The organism is Microvirga lupini, from assembly GCF_014191055.1.
GTDB classification, from domain to species: Bacteria; Pseudomonadota; Alphaproteobacteria; order Rhizobiales; family Beijerinckiaceae; genus Microvirga; species Microvirga lupini_A.
This window is the reverse complement of the sequence record NZ_JACHWB010000002.1, coordinates 409,926-428,896: the sequence shown is the minus strand read 5'-3', so window position 1 is coordinate 428,896 and position 18,971 is coordinate 409,926. Positions and strand designations below refer to the sequence as shown.

The following is an 18,971-nucleotide window of genomic DNA, read 5'->3' as shown; positions in this document are numbered from 1 at the left end:
CCGTCTGGATATGTTCGTCGGAGTGATGTCTGCGACAAGACAACGTTTGAGATAACAGCCAGTTTGCTGGGGCATCCGGGATCTGGCGCTTGGGGCCGCGGGACGGGTGGGAGGCGGAGCTAAAGGTCGGGAGAGTTATCAGCTTAAAAGTCGCGCTGGATGCGAAGGCGGCCTTCCCAAGTATCTTCCGATCCGGTTGCAGTGAAGGCGCCCGTCGGCGTACCGGCGGCATCCGTAACCGGAATGGCGGCGCGCCCGCGTGGATCGACCCTGATATAGAGCGCCTCAACGCCGATGAGGAAACCTTCCACCGGTGTCCATATCGCGTTGGCGCCGACACGGTACTCGTTGAAGTCAACGAGCCCGGTGTTTGCTCCTGCTATGCCAGCCGCAGTTGTCGCAGGCGTCGTCGGGATTGCATATTGGGCAATGCCTGGAGCATCGAAGCGCATCCAAGATCCGAAGATGTTCGTCTGGATGGTTGGCGTCCAGTTATGGTTGATGCCGCCGGCGATACCATAAGCCTTGTTGGTGTCGAACTCACCCGTGATGGGGTTTACGAAGGCGTCTGCGAAGGGCATTTGCAGCGGGCCGGCGCCGATGAATGCATTGCTGATCGAGCCCGCCTGACCGGCATTGATGTAGCCGACCGCGCCGTCCGTATAGGTCGCCGAGATCCAGCCCGTATCACCAGTTCCGAGGAACGGTAGATTGGCATAGGCATGCGCGGCAATCGCGAAGCCGTAATCCGTGTCGGCATATGCCGGATAAGGTAAGCCTGTGACCGGGTTGATCACAGGGACGACCACGCCGCCTTCGCTGGTAAGGCCAAATGCGACATCGCGGATCTGATGCAGGGCGCCAGACAACTGAGCCCCGCCCCAGGTGCCCGTGTAGCGGATATTGGCCACGACATCCGGCATACGCTCACCGCCGTAGGCATACGCCAGCGGAGCAAGCACAGGAGGGGGGGCGCCAACACCGAACAGGGGGAAGTCCAGCTCGTTGTTGACCCGCCGCCCTTCCTCAAGCGACAGGGTGGCGGAAAAGCCGTTGCCGAACGAGAAGGTATAGGCCAGCAGGTTCACTTCGGCGTTCGATGGGTCGTCAAAACGCAGGTCGCCGAAGTTTGGAACCGGCAGATTCGGATCGGTGAAGAATGAAACCGCTCGACCTGCGGTCAGGCCGCCGAACTGGATGTAGGCCTGAGCGATGTTGGGGCTGGTCGACGCGTCGCCATAGGCCCCGGTGTTTCGAGTCATCTCCATGCGGATGTAGGTGCGCAGGAGGCCATAAGCGGTAGCTGTCCGGCTATCGAGGTTCACCCGGCCCCGGGCACGAAAACCGATTGCGTTGTCAGCCCGGTTATCCGGCTCAAGATAGAGATACTCGGCGCGAACCCGGCCGCCGACGCGCAGGCATGTTTCCGTACCAGGAATGTAGAAGAAGCCGGTGCCATAGGTGGAGCAGATCCGGACGTAATCGACAGAAGCAGCTGATTTGGCCGGCAGATCGGCGGCCTGTGCTCCGCCGGTCATGATCGCCGCGCATCCGAGCAACACAGTTCTGACTGACGCCATGGGACGAACTCCAAGACAAAGCCTAGTCATATTGATCGATGATTGTGCAAACGGGTGAAAAACCGTCAATCAAGCTCTAAGAAACAAAGGACTGACAGCGCGCGAATGTTGTTCAGTGTTGCGAAATGGCACCAAACCAGCAGGCTGTGAGCCTTCAGCTCAAGAGAACCTGAACCGCAATGATCTTGACCACGGTCATGCTCGGGAAACAGATCGCATAACCAATGTCCGTCCGCTCGGTGGGGGCTAAGCGATTGGCCGCAACGACAATGGCGGGATTGCCCGTCGAGCCGGCGCAGACGCCGAGCAGATCGTCGAACGGAATACGCAGCAGATATCCGACAACCAGTACGATCAGCACGAGAGTGAGCAGCACGGCTGCGCCTCCAAGGAGGATCTGAATCCCATTGGCGGCGACAGTCTGGACGAAGGGGCTGCCTGCCCCGATGGCCACCGCACCGATGAACACCGACAGGCCGAGGTTGCGCAGGACCAGATTGGCGACCACGGGTATTCTCCAGCCGAGCGGACCGGTGCGTCCGAGCCAGCCCAGGATGAGCGCCATGACGAGCGGTCCGCCGGCAACGCCCAGGCTGAAGGTGCCGCCTCCCGGCAGAGGCACAGGGATCATGCCGAGGAGAAGCCCCAGCGCGATCCCAACCCCGATCGAAACGAAGGACAGCTCGGCGTTGCCCTTGATGCTGTCGCCGAAATGGCGCTGCACTTCGATCTTCCGGTCTGAGGGCACCGCAGCCACGAGCAGATCACCGAACTCGAGCGTCATGTCGGGGGACGCGACGATGTCGACGTCACCGCGACGGATGTGCGAGATGACGACGGGAAAGTCCGGAAGGGGGATCTCACCCACGCTTCTGCCGACAAAGGCCGCTTTTGAAACATAAACGCGCACGACGTCGTAATGGGAACGGTCGCGGCTGATACGCCCCGGTTCCTCGTGCCCCATGGCTGCCTTCGCCTGCTCAATGCCTGTCGGGCTGCCGACCAGGAGCAATCCGTCGCCCTCGTGCAATCTTGCACCGGCGACGGGCGGCGCATTCACGTGATGCTGGCGTACCGCGATGATCTTGACGTCGGATGGCAGGATCGATGAAATCTCCTCCACCGTATGGTCCTCGCCTGGAGTCTCAAGAGTGAGCTCCGCGATTCGAACGTTCTGCGACGGGGCCTTGAATGTAGGTTTGACCCAAGCCGCCATGATGGTCATCACAACAATTGGCCCGATGACGCCGAAGGGATAGGAGACGGAATATCCGATCGCAGGATCCTGGTTGCCCGCCGCCGCCAGGGCCGCCTGCAAGGTCGGCGTGCTCGTGCCGGATCCGGCGAACAATCCGGCCGCGGTCGCCATCGAGATGCCGAGCGGCTCGGCAAGGGTCATCGCGACGAGGAGCGAGGCGATGACGGCCGCGGCCGCGAGGGCGATATACTTGAGTCCGGGTCCTTTCAGGCTTGCAAAGAATTGCGGGCCGTATTGTATGCCGACGCCGTAGACAAACATCACAAGGCCAAGCGTGCCAACCAATCCGGGAGGGGCTGCCTTCGGGGCAATGGCGCCGATGATCAGGCCGGTGAACAATACGGCGCCCGCGCCGAACGAGACTCCGGCAATCGAGATCTGACCGATTGCATAACCAGCCGCGATGGCAAGAAACAGCGCCAGCAGGGGAGAGGCTTCAAGCAGCGTACGGACGATATCGAGCACCATCTTCCCTCATCTTGCGCGACAGCCGGCCTCTCGGAATTGACCAATCACCCGCGCCACCAAATCAGGGGAGGGTGACGGTGTGTCGGACAGTTCGTAGTTGAGGCCCATCGCCTTCCATTTGAAGGCGCCCATCTGATGAAAGGGGAGGACCTCAACCCACTCCACGTTCTTCATCGGGGCGACGAAGCGGGCGATGCCCTCGACATTGGCAGGATCGTCGGTCAGGCCCGGAACCAGCACGAACCGGACCCAGACCGGTTTGCCGAGAGCAGCCAGACGTTCAGCGAATTGAATGGTCGGGCGGATCTCCTGCCCCACAGCCCGGCGGTAGGTCTCCGGATCCCAGGACTTGATGTCGAGCAGCACGAGATCGACCTGCCGCAGGTACTCGTCATCGGCCCGCGCCCCGAGAAACCCAGATGTGTCCAAGGCCGTGTGGAGGCCCATTTCCTTGGCGGCCGCGAAAAGCCGCTTGGTGAAGTGCAGTTGGACCAGCGGCTCTCCGCCGGAGATCGTCAGTCCCCCATCCATGGCGCGCAACGGTGCGGCATAAGCCTCGAGCGCGGTTCTGGCACGTTCGAACGGGACCTGAGTGCCGTCCTTGAGATGCCAGGTATCGGGGTTGTGGCAGTACAGGCAGCGTAACAGACAGCCGCTCATGAACACCACGACCCGGATCCCAGGTCCGTCGAGGGTGGACCCGGTCTCGTAGGAATGGATCCATCCGACATCGCCCCGGGGATCATTGAAGGAGGCTGTTTCCGGGGCGTCCGGAGAGCGCGCCTGTTGCAGATCGTATCGGCTGTGGGCCCAGGGCTCGTCGGCCATGATGTCAGGTCTCACTCACCGTGGAACGTCCGGCTGATCACGTCCATCTGCTGTTCGCGGGTCAGGCGCACGAAATTGACCGCATAGCCCGAGACGCGGATCGTCAGCTGCGGGTACTTGTCCGGATGCTCCATCGCGTCGAGCAAGGTGTCGCGGTTGAGGACATTGAGGTTCATGTGGAACCCACCCTGGCCGCAGTACGTATCCATGACTTTCACTGCCTGTTTGATCTTCTCACCCTGATCAAGCCGATTGAGGCTCGGTGTGATCGACACGGTATAGCTGATCCCGTCCTGCGCATCCGCATACGGCAGCTTGGCGACCGACAAGCATGAGGCGAGCCATCCATGACTGTCGCGGCCGTGCATCGGATTGGCCCCAGGCGCGAAAGGCTCGCCGGCCTTGCGTCCGTCCGGTGTATCCCCGGTGTTCCTGCCATAGACGACATTGCTGGTGATAGTCAGGACTGACTGCGTGTGAACTGCGTTGCGATAGGTCGGATGCTTGCGGATCTTTTTCATGAAGGTGGAGACCAGATCGGCCGCAATGCTGTCGACGCGATCGTCATTGTTGCCGTATTGCGGGTAGTCGCCTGTGATCTCGTACGAGACGATCAGACCGTCGTCACGCCGGATGGACCTGACCTTCGCATGTTTGATCGCCGAGAGGCTATCGGCCACGACAGACAGACCGGCAATGCCGAACGCCATCGTGCGCAGGATCTGCTGGTCATGGAGCGCCATCTCCAGACGCTCGTAGTAGTACTTGTCGTGCATGTAGTGGATGCAGTTCATGGCATGCACGTAGGTTCGTGCCAACCACTCCATCATGGCGTCGAATTTCGTCATGACGTCGTCATAGTCGAGGACGTCACCCAGTACGGGTGATGCCGCCGGGCCGACCTGCTCGCCACTGATCTCGTCCCGGCCGCCATTGATGGCATAGAGCAGGCACTTGCCGAGGTTCACCCGTGCGCCGAAGAATTGCATCTGGTTGCCGATGCGCATAGCCGAGACACAGCAAGCGATGCCGTAATCGTCGCCCCAATACGGACGCATGAGATCGTCGTTCTCGTACTGGATCGATGACGTCTCGGCCGAAACCTTGATGCAATAGCGCTTGAAGCCATCTGGCAACTGCCGTGACCAGAGAACCGTCATGTTGGGTTCCGGTGCCGGACCTAGATTTGTCAGGGTGTGCAGCATGCGGAAGCTTGTCCGCGTTACCAGGGGACGGCCGTTGAGGTCCATGCCGCCGACGCACTCGGTGGCCCAATAGGGATCGCCCGAGAACAGGGCATCGTAGTCAGGCGTGCGAAGGAAGCGGACGATGCGCAGCTTCTGGACGAGCTGGTCGATAAGCTCCTGGGCGCCTGCTTCATCGAGGGCGCCGCTCTTCAGGTCGCGTTCGATGTAGATGTCGAGGAAGGTCGAGATGCGGCCGATGGACATGGCCGCGCCGTTGGCTTCCTTAATGGCGCCGAGGTAGCCGAAGTAGGTCCACTGGACGGCTTCGCGCGCGTCAGCCGCCGGACGCTTGATATCGAAACCATAGTTCTTGGCCATCCCAGCCAAGTCGACCAGAGCCCGCATCTGCTCGGCCAGTTCCTCCCGCTCTCGGATGACGTCGTCGGTCGGCCACTTGGCGTCGAGGAGCGCCCGCTCGGCGCGTTTGGCCGCCAGGAGTTTGTCGGTGCCGTACAAGGCCACCCGACGGTAATCGCCGATGATCCGGCCGCGGCCGTAGGAGTCGGGCAGTCCGGTGATGATGTGGCTGCGCCGGCATGCCATGATCTCGGGCGTATAGGCGTCGAAGACCCCGTCATTGTGGGTCTTGCGGTACTTCGTAAAGGTCTCGTGCACGATAGGGTCCGGCTCGAACCCTGCCGCCTTCAGTCCGGCCTCGACCATGCGCAAGCCGCCATATGGCATGATGGCGCGCCGGAAGGGCGCATCGGTCTGCAACCCGACGATGACCTCGTTGTCACGATCGATGTAGCCGGGGGCGTGCGAGGTCATGGAGGAGGGCGTCTTGGCATCGACATCGAGGACGCCCTTACGGATTTCCTCCTGGAAGTACGGTTGCAGCTTCGCCCAGACGGCCTTCGTCCGTTCGGTGGGACTGGACAGAAACGCCTCGTCTCCTTCGTAAGACGTAACGTTGCGCTGGATGAAGTCGCGCACATCGACGGTGGTCTGCCAGCGTCCGGGCGCGAAGCCTGCCCATTCGTTCACCGAAGCCATGGCTTCGGGCGTGTGGGATGCTTCAGCCCGACGGTCTTTCATCTCCTGCTTTCCAGCCTGTTGCTTGGGCTTCTCCGCAGACCTCTCAGCAGCGATGGCGTTATCCGGCATGCCAACCTCCTCCCACGACGCTTATGGGATTTCCATCCGACGTATTTCCGGTTGCTCCCGCGCGGCAGGGAAGCTCAGCAGAGCACCAGGTTCTGGGCGAGGCCCGCCTCGCTTGTTTCCTTGTATTTCGGGTTCATGTCCTTCGCAGTGTCGGACAGGGTCTTGATTGTCGTGTCGAGATCAACCCGGTGCCGGCTCGCGATTTCGTTGGTGGCGATCATGGCGGCTGCCCAGGCTTTCACCGCCCCGAACGCGCAGCGCTCAATGCAGGGAACCTGCACGTAGCCCGCGACGGGGTCGCAGGTCATGCCGAGATGGTGCTCGAGGGCGGATTCAGCCGCATTCTCGATCACCTGCGGCGGCTGGTTCAGCACCTGAGTGATCAGCGCGGCGGCCATCGCGGACGCGACACCGATCTCGGCTTGGCATCCGCCTTCGGCGGCTGCGAGGGTCGCGTTGTGCTTACATAGATAGCCAACGGCCAATCCAGCCAGCAGGCCCTCCCGAATCTTGTCCATCGGCACAGCCCGGGGGCTTTGGGTCAGGGCGTAGACGACGGCCGGCATCACACCTGCCGACCCGCCGGTAGGCGCGGTGATCACCAGATGACCGCGGGCATTCTCCTCGGACGCCGCCAAGGCAAAGGCCGACACCAGTCCGATGGCCCGGTCGCTCATGTAGGTGTCGTCGTTGGCCCGCTCATAGACCGTGGCCGCCTTGGAATGCAGCTTGATCGGCCCAGGCAAGACGTCATCCTTGTAGGACAGGCCGGTCTTCACCGTAGCGATCATCGCGTTGGCGATCTTGTCCAGGAAGGCGTTGATCTGCTCCTCGTTTTTGCCGGAGACGGCGATCTCGTTCGCCATGACGACGTCGGCCACCGAGAGATTGTTGTTCTCCGCGTGCTGGCGCAGCTCCTTCATCGTCGCATAGGGATATTTCGGCTGTCCTTTCTTGGGCGGCTCATAGCCCTTCCACTCGATGAAGCCGCCGCCGACGGAATAGTACTCCTGCTCATAGAGGACCTTGTCGCCGGCCATAAGGCGAGCCGTCATGGTGTTCGGGTGCGGGAAGTCGCCCTTCGGCGCGTCATAGACGATGTCAGCGAGGGATAGGTTGAACGTCTTGCTACCGAGCTGCACCGGATAGGTCTGCTGCGGCTTGGCAATCATCTCGTCGAGGAACCGCGGATCCACGGTGGCCGGCTCCTTGCCCACCAAGCCCGCCAAGGCGGCACGCTCGGTGCCATGACCCTTGCCGGTCGCGCTCAGGCTGCCGAAGAGATGGACCTTGAGGCCGGTGGCTTGCGCCAGTTGATCGGCCGGCAGTTTCGCACAACGCTGGTAGAAATCGTATGTGATGCGCATGGGCCCGATGGTGTGCGAGCTGGATGGGCCCGGACCGACCTTGTAGAACTCGTCGGCCACGGTCATGACCGGTCCCTTCGACGTCTTGACGACGTCGAGGTCGGGGGACAGGGCCGAACTCATCCTGAGGCCGGCATCGCCTCCTACGGCTTCCTTCTTGGCTTGCTGTGCGGCGGCCTCCGTCGCGGCCTGCTGCGCCCGGGTTTCCGGAGCCCATGTCGTTCCGGTCATCACGGCCGCGGCACCGATGGCGGCGTTGCGCATGAGGAACGTCCGGCGGTTGACACCCGGCGGAAGGTTGATCGGTTCGGGCAATGCCGGAAACAGCTCGTCGTCCTTGCTGGAGCAGGTCATGCGCGCGTCCTCCGGCTCGGGATCCGGAGTCGCGACATGGCTTCGGCGGCTCCGCCCTTGTTGTGATGTGAGGCAGAATATCTTTTGCCTCTAACATCATCTTAGGTTGGTCCGGGACATGTGCTTGATCGAAAGAGACAATCCCTTGACAGTTTGAGCCGCTCCCCCCTGCGATGTGGGGCAGACAGGCAATGGCCAGATGCGAGGTGATGCAGGGAGGAGGCTCGTGAATGCTCTCTGGTCAATATGACGTCCCAAGACCGGATCGTGTTTGGAATGATTGCCTTAGGAGCTGCGCTGATGATTGCCGCCGCTTCTGATCGGCAGAAAGGTGCTCTACGCGGATCAAAGCCGGCCCCGGGATATTGTCCATGCCCATGCAATCGCCTCGGTGCGATGAGCCTGTTGGGCGGGGCGCACCGGAATCACAGGTAAAGTAAAGGCCCAAACTGTCAGGAGATTGTCCGCACCGGTCAAGCACGAAGCCCTGAGATGGCCTATGGTGATTTCCGAGGACTGTTGATCCCGCGGGGCGGGCGCGGGTGGTCCCGCTGCTCCATTCCCGGGAAGGCCAGGAGGATCGCACCATGAACCGAGGGATCTGTTCGCGTCCGGTCACCGCACTTACGAAACCCACGCTGGGCCTGCTTGCCGCCCTGGCGATTATGCTCATTCCAACGCCGGCCGCGTGGGCGGAGGACAGCAAGGCCAAAAGCATTCTGAAGGCCATGTCGGACTATGTCAGCCGCCAGGAGAACCTGTCGCTCAAGTATGATGCCGATGTCGAGGTGGTGACTCCGGCCGTCGAGAAGATCCAGTTCAGCGCCTCCGGCGACATCACCATGACCCGCCCGAATAAATTCCGCGTCAGCCGGACCGGTGGATACGCTGAGGTCGAGTTGGTTTCGGATGGATCTAACCTGACGGTCTACGATCGTGGCGGCAACAGGTTTGCCCAGGTTCCCGCAGTGGGAACGTTTGATGAGGTTGTCGACAGGCTCCGGACCGAGGCGACGCTCGAACTGCCGGGGGCCGATCTTCTGCTGTCTAAGCCCTACGAAGAGCTGATCGACGGAGTGCTGGAGGCCAAGCACATTGGTCGCGGCGTCGTCGAAGGTGTTGAGTGCGAGCATCTCGCCTTTCGCAACCTCGACACCGATTGGCAGATTTGGGTCGAGGTTGGCGAGCGACCGGTGCCACGCAAGTACGTCATTACCAGCAAGGCGGTTGGGGCCGCACCGCAGTACACCCTGCGTCTCAGGGACTGGAAGACCGACGTCAGTCCGGCTTCGGACGCCTTCACCTTCAATCCGCCGACCGGAGCAAGCGGCGTCGCAATCACTCTTCTCAAGGACATCGATGACATCCCGGCCGGCATTATCCCCGGAGGTGGCAAATGATCACTCTCAAGCACATGCGTCTTGCTGGGCTCGCGCTTGCGGCTGGCGGTGCGGCCCTGTTCTGGAGCGGCTACGGTCCTATTTCATCCGGCTCGTTCATCAGCCACGCTGAAGCCAGGGTTGGACGCCCTGCGACCCCGATGAGCTATGCCGGTGTGGCCCGCCGAACCACCCGGCGGGCAGTGGCCTATGGAACGGCGGCCGGAGCCGCAGCCACAGCGGGCGCCTACTACTATGCCGCTCCCGGCTGCCAGCAGGTCGTGAATTCCTACGGTCAGATTGTTTACCGCTGCCCATAAGCAGCCTGAGCGGAGTGGATCATGAGTGCGAGGCGTCTCCAGACCTTCACCCGTGCCCTGTATGGGCTGGCGATTTTAATCCTCGTTCAAGTTGGTGCTGGTCCTGCCTGCGCTCAGACCACTTCGACGCCAGCGGCCCCGCCGCCCCAGGTCCAAGATCTCCTTAAACTTCTGGACGATCCGGCCACCCGAGCATGGATTGACCAACAGAAGCAGGTGACGGCGCCAGAGGAGGCACTGCCACAGCAGCCTCAGGACATGAACTCCGAGATCCTGGCGATGCGAGTCGAGGCGCTGCGGACGCATCTCGCCTCCCTGGTTGCGGCGGTGCCCCGTCTCCCCCAGGAGGTCAGGCATGCCGGCGATCTGCTGTCGCAGGAGCTCCAGAGCCGATCCCTCCTCGAAGTTGTTCTCCTCGTGCTCGGCTTCCTCGGCTTCGGAGCCGGGGTCGAGTGGATCTTCCGGAAGGCCACGGCATCCGCACGGGGACAGGTCGTCTCCCGCACGGTCAAGACGGCGAACGAGCGTGTTCGGATGACCGGCATGCGTTTGGCGTTCGGTCTGGCCCATGTGGCGATCTTCGGGATCGGGAGCATCGGCGCATTTCTCATCTTCGACTGGCCGCCCCTGCTCAGGCGGATTGTCCTCGCCTATCTGCTTGCGGCGTTGCTGCTGCGGTTCGCCCTTCTTTGCAGTCGGATCCTGCTCTCTCCCCGGTCGGTGGGGCATCACGATCCTGAAGCCATCCGGATCATTCCGATGACCAATGAGGCGGCTTCGTTCTGGCACCGCCGCCTGGTTCTGTTCGTCGGCTGGTTCGCGTTCGGCTGGGCGACCGTCGAACTCGTGCGTACCCTCGGGTTCTCGCCCGATGGACGCAGGATCGTTGCCTATGCTCTTGGGCTTGGACTTCTGGCCATCGCAGTCGAGGCCGTGTGGCGATGGCCTGCTTCAACCGCAGTTGGGCTGGAGGCATCGGATCGTCCACCTCGCCACCACGTCCTCGGGACGTGGCTGCTGTCGCTTTACCTGGTGCTGCTGTGGGCCTTGTGGGTGGCGGGCCTGACGGGACTGTTCTGGCTCCTGGTCGTGGCTGCCGTGTTGCCTCAGGCGGTGAGGATCACCAAGGCCTCCGCCCGCCACCTGCTGCGGCCTCTGGAGGCTGCAGACGGCGCCCACGGTCACGAACTTGGGGCCGTTTATCTGGATCGGGGAATCCGGGCTCTCCTGATCGTCGGAGCCGCTCTGTTCCTTGCCTGGGTTTGGGGGATCGACTGGGGCGAGATGACGAGCCGCGACACGGTCGTCACGCGGCTGGTGAGGGGCGTTCTCAGCAGCGTCGTGATCTTGCTGGTAGCTGATCTTCTCTGGCAGGTGGTGAAGACACAGATCGACCGCAGGTTGACGCGCCTGCAGGCCGAAGCGGCTCCTGGCAGTGAGGAGGCGTTGCGCCAGGCACGGATCCGAACGCTGCTGCCGATGTTCCGGATGGCTGCCTTCATCATTCTGGCCACGGTAGCCGTGCTGATGGCGCTCTCGTCGCTCGGGGTTGAGATCGGGCCACTGATTGCAGGCGCGGGCATCTTCGGTGTTGCCATCGGGTTCGGATCGCAGACGCTCGTCAAGGATGTTATCAGCGGGATCTTTTATCTGCTCGACGACGCCTTCCGGGTCGGCGAGTACATCCAGAGCGGCAGCTACAAGGGCACCGTGGAGAAGCTCGGCTTCCGCTCGGTGAAGCTGAGGCACCATCGCGGTCCCGTCTTCACGATCCCATACGGGCAGCTTGGGGCCGTGGAGAACATGAGCCGCGACTGGGTTATCGACAAGATGACCATCAACGTCACCTACGACACCGACCTCGACAAGGCGAAGAAGATCATCAAGCAGGTCGGCAAGGAGCTGGCGGCAGATCCGGAGTTGGCGCCCAACATCATAGAGCCGCTCAAGATGCAGGGCGTCGAGCAGTTCGGCGACTTCGCCATTCAGCTGCGCATGAAGATGATGACGCGGCCCGGCGAGCAGTTCGTGATCCGGCGCAAGGCCTACGGCATGCTCAAGACAGCTTTTGACGAGAACGGGATCAGGTTCGCGTTTCCGACCGTGCAGGTGGCTGGCCGTGATGAGGTCGAGCCCGCTGCCGCCCGACAGGTTCTTACCCTCGTCAAGGGTAAGCCGCCCGAGGAAGGGAGCTAGCCGGAAACATCCGCACAGGGTCTCACTCGTCAAGAGGAAGATACGAGCAATCAAGCGGGCCATCGGGGCCTATGATCGGAGGTCCGGCAGCGCCAAGGCTGCCAGAAAGGGGGAAGAGCCATGGAGATGCCATCCACCCACATTGCCGATGGGCCGCATTCGACCCATGGCGCCAGCTCCCTCACCGACGATCTGCGCCGTGTGCTGCGGATCGAGCTGCTCAGGGATACCTGTTCCGCCGCCACGGTCGCTCGTCTGTTTTCGATGCACCGCCGCACCTTGAATCGGCACCTGCGCACGGAAGGACATGCGTTCCGGCAGGTGGCCAATGAAGTTCGCTTCGAGATCGCATGCCAGTTGCTGCAGAACACTGACATGGGCCTCAGCCAAATTGCGGCGGTCATGCGATACTCGGAGCTGAGTGCCTTCACGCGCGCCTTTCGGCGCTGGTCCGGTCAGACCCCGTCCGCTTGGCGCGCAAGACATCCCCGTGTTCAGAAAGTGCGCGGCCCCCGCAAACTCCACAGAATGCCCCCCTGACCTGAACATCCGGAGCGGGAGCCCTGGCAGGACTTGTCTCCATAGTCACGACACGAGGAGATTTTCCTGCCAGAGGCAGGCAAGTCTTACCCGGCGCGCGCCATGCAGCGCATCGCACATTCCGCGAAGTGCAGTTCCCAAACGGCAGTCCAAAACTGTCAATTCAATGGCCCAACAGGTCAAGCAGCACCGCTGGAAGGGACCATACTCGCTTCTGCAAACAAGCCGGGCCATCGCGGATCGGGCGCAAGCCTGTTCCGGCAGGTCGCGTTGCTCACCCGGCGGCAGCCCAACGCGTGCGCAAGGGGAGACAATCATGACGGCTGCGGTTCCAGCCCCAACTGCATCTCAGCAGGGCCAGCGGCGGCACGATAAATACGACCGGCTCGTGGCGGCCGCCCAATCTCTGTCAAAACTGGAGGTCGCTGTGGTGCATCCGTGCGATGCGGCCTCCCTCAGCGCGGTGTTCGAGGCGGCTGAGCTCGGCCTGATCAAGCCCATCCTCGTCGGTCCACAGGCCCGGATCAGGGCTGCGGCGGCGGCGCTCGGCAAGGATGTCTCCACCATGCGCATCGTCGATGCGCCGCACAGCCATGCGGCGGCCGACAAGGCGGTCGAGCTCGTCAAGGCCGGCGAAGCCGAGGCGCTGATGAAGGGCAGCCTGCACACGGACGAGCTCATGGGCGCCGTGGTCCGCCGCGAGGGCGGCCTGCGCACGGCGCGGCGGATCAGCCACTGCTTCGTCATGGACGTTCCCGGCCATGACACCGCTCTCATCATCACCGACGCGGCGGTGAACATCGCGCCGACGCTGGAGGACAAGGTCCACATCGTCCAGAATGCCATCGATCTCGCACGGGCGCTGCGGGTCGATCCGGTGCGCGTTGCAATTCTGTCGGCGATGGAAACCGTCAATCCGAAGGTGCCCTCGACCATTGAGGCCGCGGCCTTGTGCAAGATGGCTGACCGCGGGCAGATCACGGGTGGGATCCTGGATGGCCCGCTGGCACTGGACAATGCCATCGACCTTGGCGCCGCGACGATCAAGAAGATCCAGTCGCCTGTGGCCGGGCAGGCGAATGTGCTCGTGGTCCCGGATCTGGAGGCCGGCAACATGCTGGCCAAGAGCCTGACGTTTCTGGCTGACGCGGATGCCGCGGGCATCGTGCTCGGCGCCCGTGTGCCGGTCATCCTCACCAGCCGGGCTGACTCGACGATCACGCGGCTGGCTTCCTGCGCCGTCGCCTCGCTCGTCGCCGATGCGCAGCGCAGACAGCTCGCCATCCCGGAGGTCTGAGCCATGATCCCCGTCCTCATCGTTCTCAATGCAGGATCGTCCAGCCTCAAATTCCAGGTCTACGACACACCCGACAGCGCGGAGCCGCGGCTGGTCTGGAAAGGTCTCTATGAAGGTCTGGGCGGCGCCGCTCATTTCGTTGTCAGGCACGCCGGAGGCGCGGACCTCGATGAGAGGTTGTGGACTTCCGGAGAGGAGTTCGGACACGAGGAGGCGCTGATCCACCTGATCTCCTGGTTGCGTGAGCATCAGGAGGGACGCAAGCTTGCCGCTATCGGACACCGGGTCGTTCACGGTGGCCAGTCATTCTCCGGTCCGGTACTCGTCGATGATTCCGTCGTCCAGGCGCTTGAGGCGCTGGTGCCGCTCGCGCCGCTGCATCAGCCGCACAACCTGGAGCCTATCCGGATCGTCCGTCGCCGTCTGCCCGGGATGCCGCAGGTCGCATGCTTCGACACCGCTTTCCATCAGACGCAGTCCGACATCGCGACCCTGTTCGCGCTGCCACGTGAGATGCGCGACCGCGGCGTGCGGCGCTACGGCTTCCACGGTTTGTCCTACGACTACATTTCGTCGGTTCTGAAGGACTACGGGCCGCGCCTCGCTAAGGGCAGGGTGATCGTCGCGCATCTCGGCAACGGCGCAAGCCTGTGTGCGCTCAACAATGGGGCGAGCGTCGCCACGACCATGGGTTTCTCCGCGCTTGATGGCCTGCCGATGGGAACCCGCTGCGGCGCCGTCGATGCGGGAGTTATCTTCTTCATGCTGCGGGAGATGAGGCTCAGCCCGGAGGAGGCCGAGAGCGTGTTGTACAAGAAGTCCGGCCTCCTGGGGGTATCCGGCATCTCGAACGACATGCGGGTTCTGCGGTCGAAGGCGGCGACTGATGTCAATGCACGGCGTGCCATCGATCTCTTTGTCTACCGCATCACGCGTGAGATCGGCTCGCTCGTGGCGGCGCTGGGTGGCCTCGACGGGCTCGTGTTCACGGCTGGGATCGGCGAGAACGATGCGGCAACACGCGCCGAGGTCATCAAGGGGCTCGGCTGGGCGGGGCTCACTCTCGATGAGGCTGCCAACCATAACGCCGGTCCGCGGATTTCCTTGGGATCCGGACCCACAGCGTGGGTCATTCCCACGAATGAGGAACTCGTGATTGCCCGGCAGACCCGCGGCGTGCTCGGCGACATGCGGTCCAAACTTGCATCCTGAACAGGGAGGTTGATGCTATGGAAACCCTTAAGACCAAGCCGGACGTGTCCAAGGCCCAGCAGGAGCTCGGTGACGAGACGTTCATGTCGGCCGATGATCTGCGGACCTACATGACCGAGATGCAGATGGCGAAGGCATCCAAGTCACTGGAGGGCATGGACCGCGCCGAGAAGGCTCGACACGAACTCATCAAGCGCATGGCCGAACCCATCGATCTGACTCCTGAGCGCCTGAAGGAGATCCTGCAGCCGCTGCGGGCAAAGCTGCGGCTGGCTGCGGAGCGGGGAGAGACCGAGCTGATGGTGATGCGGTTCCCCAACGCGCTGTGCACGGATCATGGCCGCGCGATCAACAACTCGGATCCGACTTGGCCCGACACTCTCACCGGCCGCCCCCGCCAAGCCTACGAGCTGTGGCGCGACCAGCTCAGGTCTGCGGGTTTCAGGCTGAGCGCTTTGATCATTGAGTGGCCGGGTGGTCTGCCGGGCGATGTCGGCTTCTTCCTCAAGTGGGGCGATACCAAGCAGTGAGCGTCTCTGGACGCAGCCACCGACAGGACAAGAGCGATGCAAAAAGTCGAATCCAGGACCGAAGAACGCGACAAAGGCGGGCAAGCCCGGCTGACGGAGCTTTCCCGTGCACAGGCGAAGGTCACTGAGGTCTATCAAGAGCGGTGCAGCAAGGCGATGCAGCGTTACTTTGACGCGGTGAAGGTAGCGGGTGAGCCGTTGAGGGATGGGGCGATCCGCTCGGCGTCGCCCCTCGACCTCTGGCGCGACGTCAGCGCCTACTGGCTCGATTATACGCAGCGCTCCATCCTGTTCTGGGACACGCTGCGCCAGCGCGGCAACAACTGGGTCGAGCACGAGAAGGCCGGCAAGCCGCCGCTGCTGGACTTCGACTGGGAGATGGTCACGGATGCCCGCACGCTCGAGCGGCCAGTGAACTACGCTCTCGTGCGTATCATTCCGCTCGTCGGCATCAAAACGGATCCCGAGCTCCGGCCCTTCGTCATCATCGACCCGCGGGCCGGCCATGGGCCCGGCATTGGTGGATTCAAGCAAGACTCGCAGGTGGGCGTCGCGCTCAAGGCAGGGCATCCGGTCTACTGTGTAATCTTCTTTCCCGATCCGGAGCCTGGGCAGACCCTCGCAGATGTCTCGCGCGCCGAGGCCGAGTTCCTGCGCATCGTTGGCGAGCGCCACCCGAAGACCCGCAAGCCAGTCCTCTTCGGCAATTGCCAGGGTGGCTGGGCCTCTATGCTGGTCGGAGCGATGGAGCCTGACTTGGTGGGCCCCATCGTCATCAACGGGGCTCCAATGTCCTATTGGGCTGGCAATGACGGCGAGAACCCGATGCGCTATGCCGGTGGCATGCTGGGCGGCACTTGGCCAGCGCTCCTGGCGAGCGATCTTGGCGCCGGCACGTTCGATGGGGCCTATCTCGTCGAGAACTTCGAGTATCTCAACCCGGCCAACACGTACTTCGACAAGTACTACACACTCTTCTCGAAGATCGACACCGAGCCGGAGCGCTTCCTGGAGTTTGAGCGCTGGTGGGGCGGCTTCTTCCTGATGAACCGAGAGGAGATCAAATGGATCGTCGAGAACCTGTTCGTCGGCAACAACCTCGCCGATGGCGATGCTGAATGGTCCGAAGGACGTGCCTTCGATCTGCGGGCGATCAAATCGCCGATCATCTTGTTCGCGTCGCTCGGTGACAACATCACCCCGCCGCAGCAGGCGTTCAACTGGGTGGCCGACCTTTATCCGACCACGGAGGCGCTCAAGACGAACGGGCAGGTGATCGTCGGTCTGATGCACGAAAGCGTTGGCCATCTCGGGATCTTCGTGTCTGGCCAGGTCGCCAAGCGCGAATATACACAGATCACCGATCTGATCGGGTACATCGAGCACCTGCCGCCTGGCCTCTATGGCATGCAGGTCGAGGAGCAGAAGGCGGACGGGAGTGTGCGGTATGACGTGCTGCTGACCGAGCGCCGGGTGGAAGACCTACAGGTTCTGCAGAAATACAGCCGCAAGGACGAAATGCCGTTCGCGGCGGTCGAGAAGACGTCCGAGGCGCTTGCCTCTGCCTACGAGACCTTCGTGCATCCGTTCGTGGCCCCGCTGGTCACCCCGGCCGCGGCGGGGCTCATCCGGGCGTTCAATCCCCAGCGGGCGCAGCGCTGGGCCGTGTCGGACCTCAACCCGTTCCTGTGGCCGCTCAAAGGCATGGCGGACATGGCCAAGGCCAATCGGGCGCCGCGGGACAATGACGGCCCGGCAACCACGATGGAGTGCTGGGCGGCTGCCGTGACCTCCGCCTCGTGGGACCTCTACCGCGACCTGCGCGACGCGGCCGTGGAGAACACCTTCTTCCGCACCTATGGCCCTGCCGGCATCGGCATGGCCGCAGGGGAGGAGAAGGCCGTCGCGGAAGAGCCCATCGATGTGCGCAATGCTCTGCTGGTCAAGGAGGCGCTGGCGCACATTGAGGATGGCGACACAACGGAAGCTATGGTTCGCGCCGTGCTGCTCTTGATGAAGGCCGGCACCGGTCGGCGCCGGCTCTCGACCATGAAACGAGCCCGCGAGCTCATCAGCCGGGACCTTGGCCTGCTCGACATGACGATGGAGGCTGCGCGCGAGATCATCCGCGAACAATCGTTCATTGTCGACTTCGAACCGGTGAAGGCTCTCACCGCGTTGCCGAAGCTCCTGCGGACCTCCGCTGACCGACACCGGCTGCTCAACATGCTCGACAACTTGGAGAGCCGGATCGAGGCCAATGAGAAACAGGTCACCCTGATAGGCGAGGTCCGACGTCTCCTGTCCGAAGAGGAGATGGGAGACGAGAAAGGCGGGAGTGCGAAAGCCGAGCTGATCACCGTGACACTGGCGGAGCATCATGCGGAGGGCCGTCCCGTGGCGGCCGCCAAGACCGCCAAGCATGGCTCCACCCGTCGCTCCAGTGACACCCGACGTACGAGGGCCAGCTCATGAACGACCAGCCGACAGACCTGATCAAAACTGCCATTCAGTCGAAGATCCTTCACGGCAAGCGGGCTCTCGTCGTCGGCATCGCCAACGAGCATTCGATTGCCTATGGCTGCGCCCGGATCTTCCGCCAGCTTGGGGCCGATCTCGCGGTGACCTACCTCAACGAGAAGGCGAAGCCCTATATCGAGCCGCTCGCCAAGGAGCTCGGCGCCTCCGTCTTCGCGCCGTGTGACGTGGCTCAGAGCGGCCAGCTTGAGTCTGTCTTCGAACAGATTCGTGAGACGTGGGGCAGCCTTGACATCGCGCTCCATTCCATCGCGTTCGCGCCGAGGGAGGATCTGCAGGGGCGGCTCGTCGACAGTTCCAGTGAAGGGTTCAAGGTGGCGATGGATATCTCCTGCCACTCTTTCGTCCGCATGGCGCGGCTCGCAGAGCCTCTGATGCCCGAAGGCGGGACTCTCATGGCGATGAGCTACCATGGTGCCAACAAGGTCGTGCCGAATTACAACCTGATGGGGCCTGTGAAAGCGGCATTGGAGAGCGTTGTGCGCTATCTCGCCTACGAGTTGGGCGACAAGCACATCCGGGTGCACGCCGTCTCGCCCGGCCCGCTGAAGACGCGGGCGGCCTCGGGCCTGAAGGACTTCGATGTCCTTCTCACCGAGGCCATCGAGCGGGCACCCATCGGCGAGCTGGTCGACATCGACGACGTGGGCCTCACCGCTGCATATCTGACGACGCCGTTCGCCCGGCGGCTCACCGGGACGACAACCTACGTCGACGGCGGGCTCAGCATCATGGCGTGAGGCTAGTCTC

At 62.7% G+C, this 18,971-nt stretch carries 14 protein-coding genes; 9 read left to right on the top strand and 5 right to left on the bottom strand.

The window, feature by feature from the left end:
- Positions 1-143 precede the first annotated feature (143 nt).
- The 5 genes from FHR70_RS09075 to FHR70_RS09055 form a co-directional block, all read right to left on the bottom strand.
- The gene (locus tag FHR70_RS09075; RefSeq protein ID WP_183449313.1) at positions 144-1,580 is read right to left on the bottom strand and encodes a porin; all 1,437 of its coding nucleotides are present in this window, start codon (positions 1,578-1,580) and stop codon (positions 144-146) included.
- 154 nt (positions 1,581-1,734) lie between these two features.
- The gene (locus FHR70_RS09070; protein ID WP_210277550.1) at positions 1,735-3,306 is read right to left on the bottom strand and encodes an aspartate:alanine exchanger family transporter; all 1,572 of its coding nucleotides are present in this window, start codon (positions 3,304-3,306) and stop codon (positions 1,735-1,737) included.
- Between the two features lie 6 nt (positions 3,307-3,312).
- A complete protein-coding gene (gene pflA, locus FHR70_RS09065) occupies positions 3,313-4,134 on the bottom strand; it encodes a pyruvate formate-lyase-activating protein (RefSeq protein ID WP_183449311.1) in 822 nt (273 codons plus the stop codon).
- Positions 4,135-4,145: 11 nt separating this feature from the next.
- Positions 4,146-6,488: a formate C-acetyltransferase gene (gene pflB, locus FHR70_RS09060; RefSeq protein ID WP_425487852.1), complete on the bottom strand. Its 2,343-nt coding sequence runs from the start codon at positions 6,486-6,488 to the stop codon at positions 4,146-4,148.
- A 74-nt stretch (positions 6,489-6,562) separates the two neighbouring features.
- Entirely contained in the window at positions 6,563-8,209 is a 1,647-nt protein-coding gene (locus FHR70_RS09055; protein ID WP_183449309.1) for an L-serine ammonia-lyase, read from the bottom strand.
- Positions 8,210-8,796: 587 nt separating this feature from the next.
- Here FHR70_RS09055 and FHR70_RS09050 point away from each other — a divergent pair.
- The 9 genes from FHR70_RS09050 (at position 8,797) to fabI (ending at position 18,961) form a co-directional block, all read left to right on the top strand.
- Positions 8,797-9,609 (top strand): DUF2092 domain-containing protein, encoded by an 813-nt coding sequence (locus FHR70_RS09050; protein WP_183449307.1) that lies wholly within the window; start codon positions 8,797-8,799, stop codon positions 9,607-9,609.
- Entirely contained in the window at positions 9,606-9,908 is a 303-nt protein-coding gene (locus tag FHR70_RS09045; protein WP_183449305.1) for a hypothetical protein, read from the top strand. Before FHR70_RS09050 ends, FHR70_RS09045 begins: the two co-directional genes overlap by 4 nt.
- 258 nt (positions 9,909-10,166) lie before the next feature.
- A complete protein-coding gene (locus FHR70_RS09040) occupies positions 10,167-12,104 on the top strand; it encodes a mechanosensitive ion channel family protein (RefSeq protein ID WP_246407969.1) in 1,938 nt (645 codons plus the stop codon).
- Between the two features lie 126 nt (positions 12,105-12,230).
- Positions 12,231-12,644, top strand: a complete 414-nt coding sequence (locus FHR70_RS09035; protein ID WP_246407968.1) for a helix-turn-helix domain-containing protein — start codon at positions 12,231-12,233, stop codon at positions 12,642-12,644.
- Positions 12,645-12,960: 316 nt separating this feature from the next.
- Complete coding sequence (locus FHR70_RS09030) at positions 12,961-13,941, top strand: phosphate acetyltransferase (protein ID WP_183449299.1); 981 nt, start codon at positions 12,961-12,963, stop codon at positions 13,939-13,941.
- Between the two features lie 3 nt (positions 13,942-13,944).
- On the top strand, positions 13,945-15,153 hold the full coding sequence (locus FHR70_RS09025; protein ID WP_183449297.1) for an acetate/propionate family kinase: 1,209 nt from the start codon (positions 13,945-13,947) through the stop codon (positions 15,151-15,153).
- 17 nt (positions 15,154-15,170) lie between these two features.
- A complete protein-coding gene (locus tag FHR70_RS09020) occupies positions 15,171-15,683 on the top strand; it encodes a hypothetical protein (RefSeq protein WP_183449295.1) in 513 nt (170 codons plus the stop codon).
- 36 nt (positions 15,684-15,719) lie between these two features.
- Positions 15,720-18,158: a DUF3141 domain-containing protein gene (locus FHR70_RS09015; RefSeq protein WP_183449293.1), complete on the top strand. Its 2,439-nt coding sequence runs from the start codon at positions 15,720-15,722 to the stop codon at positions 18,156-18,158.
- Positions 18,155-18,961: an enoyl-ACP reductase FabI gene (gene fabI / locus FHR70_RS09010; protein ID WP_183449291.1), complete on the top strand. Its 807-nt coding sequence runs from the start codon at positions 18,155-18,157 to the stop codon at positions 18,959-18,961. The genes FHR70_RS09015 and fabI overlap by 4 nt, the downstream gene beginning before the upstream one ends.
- The last annotated feature ends 10 nt before the right edge of the window (positions 18,962-18,971 follow it).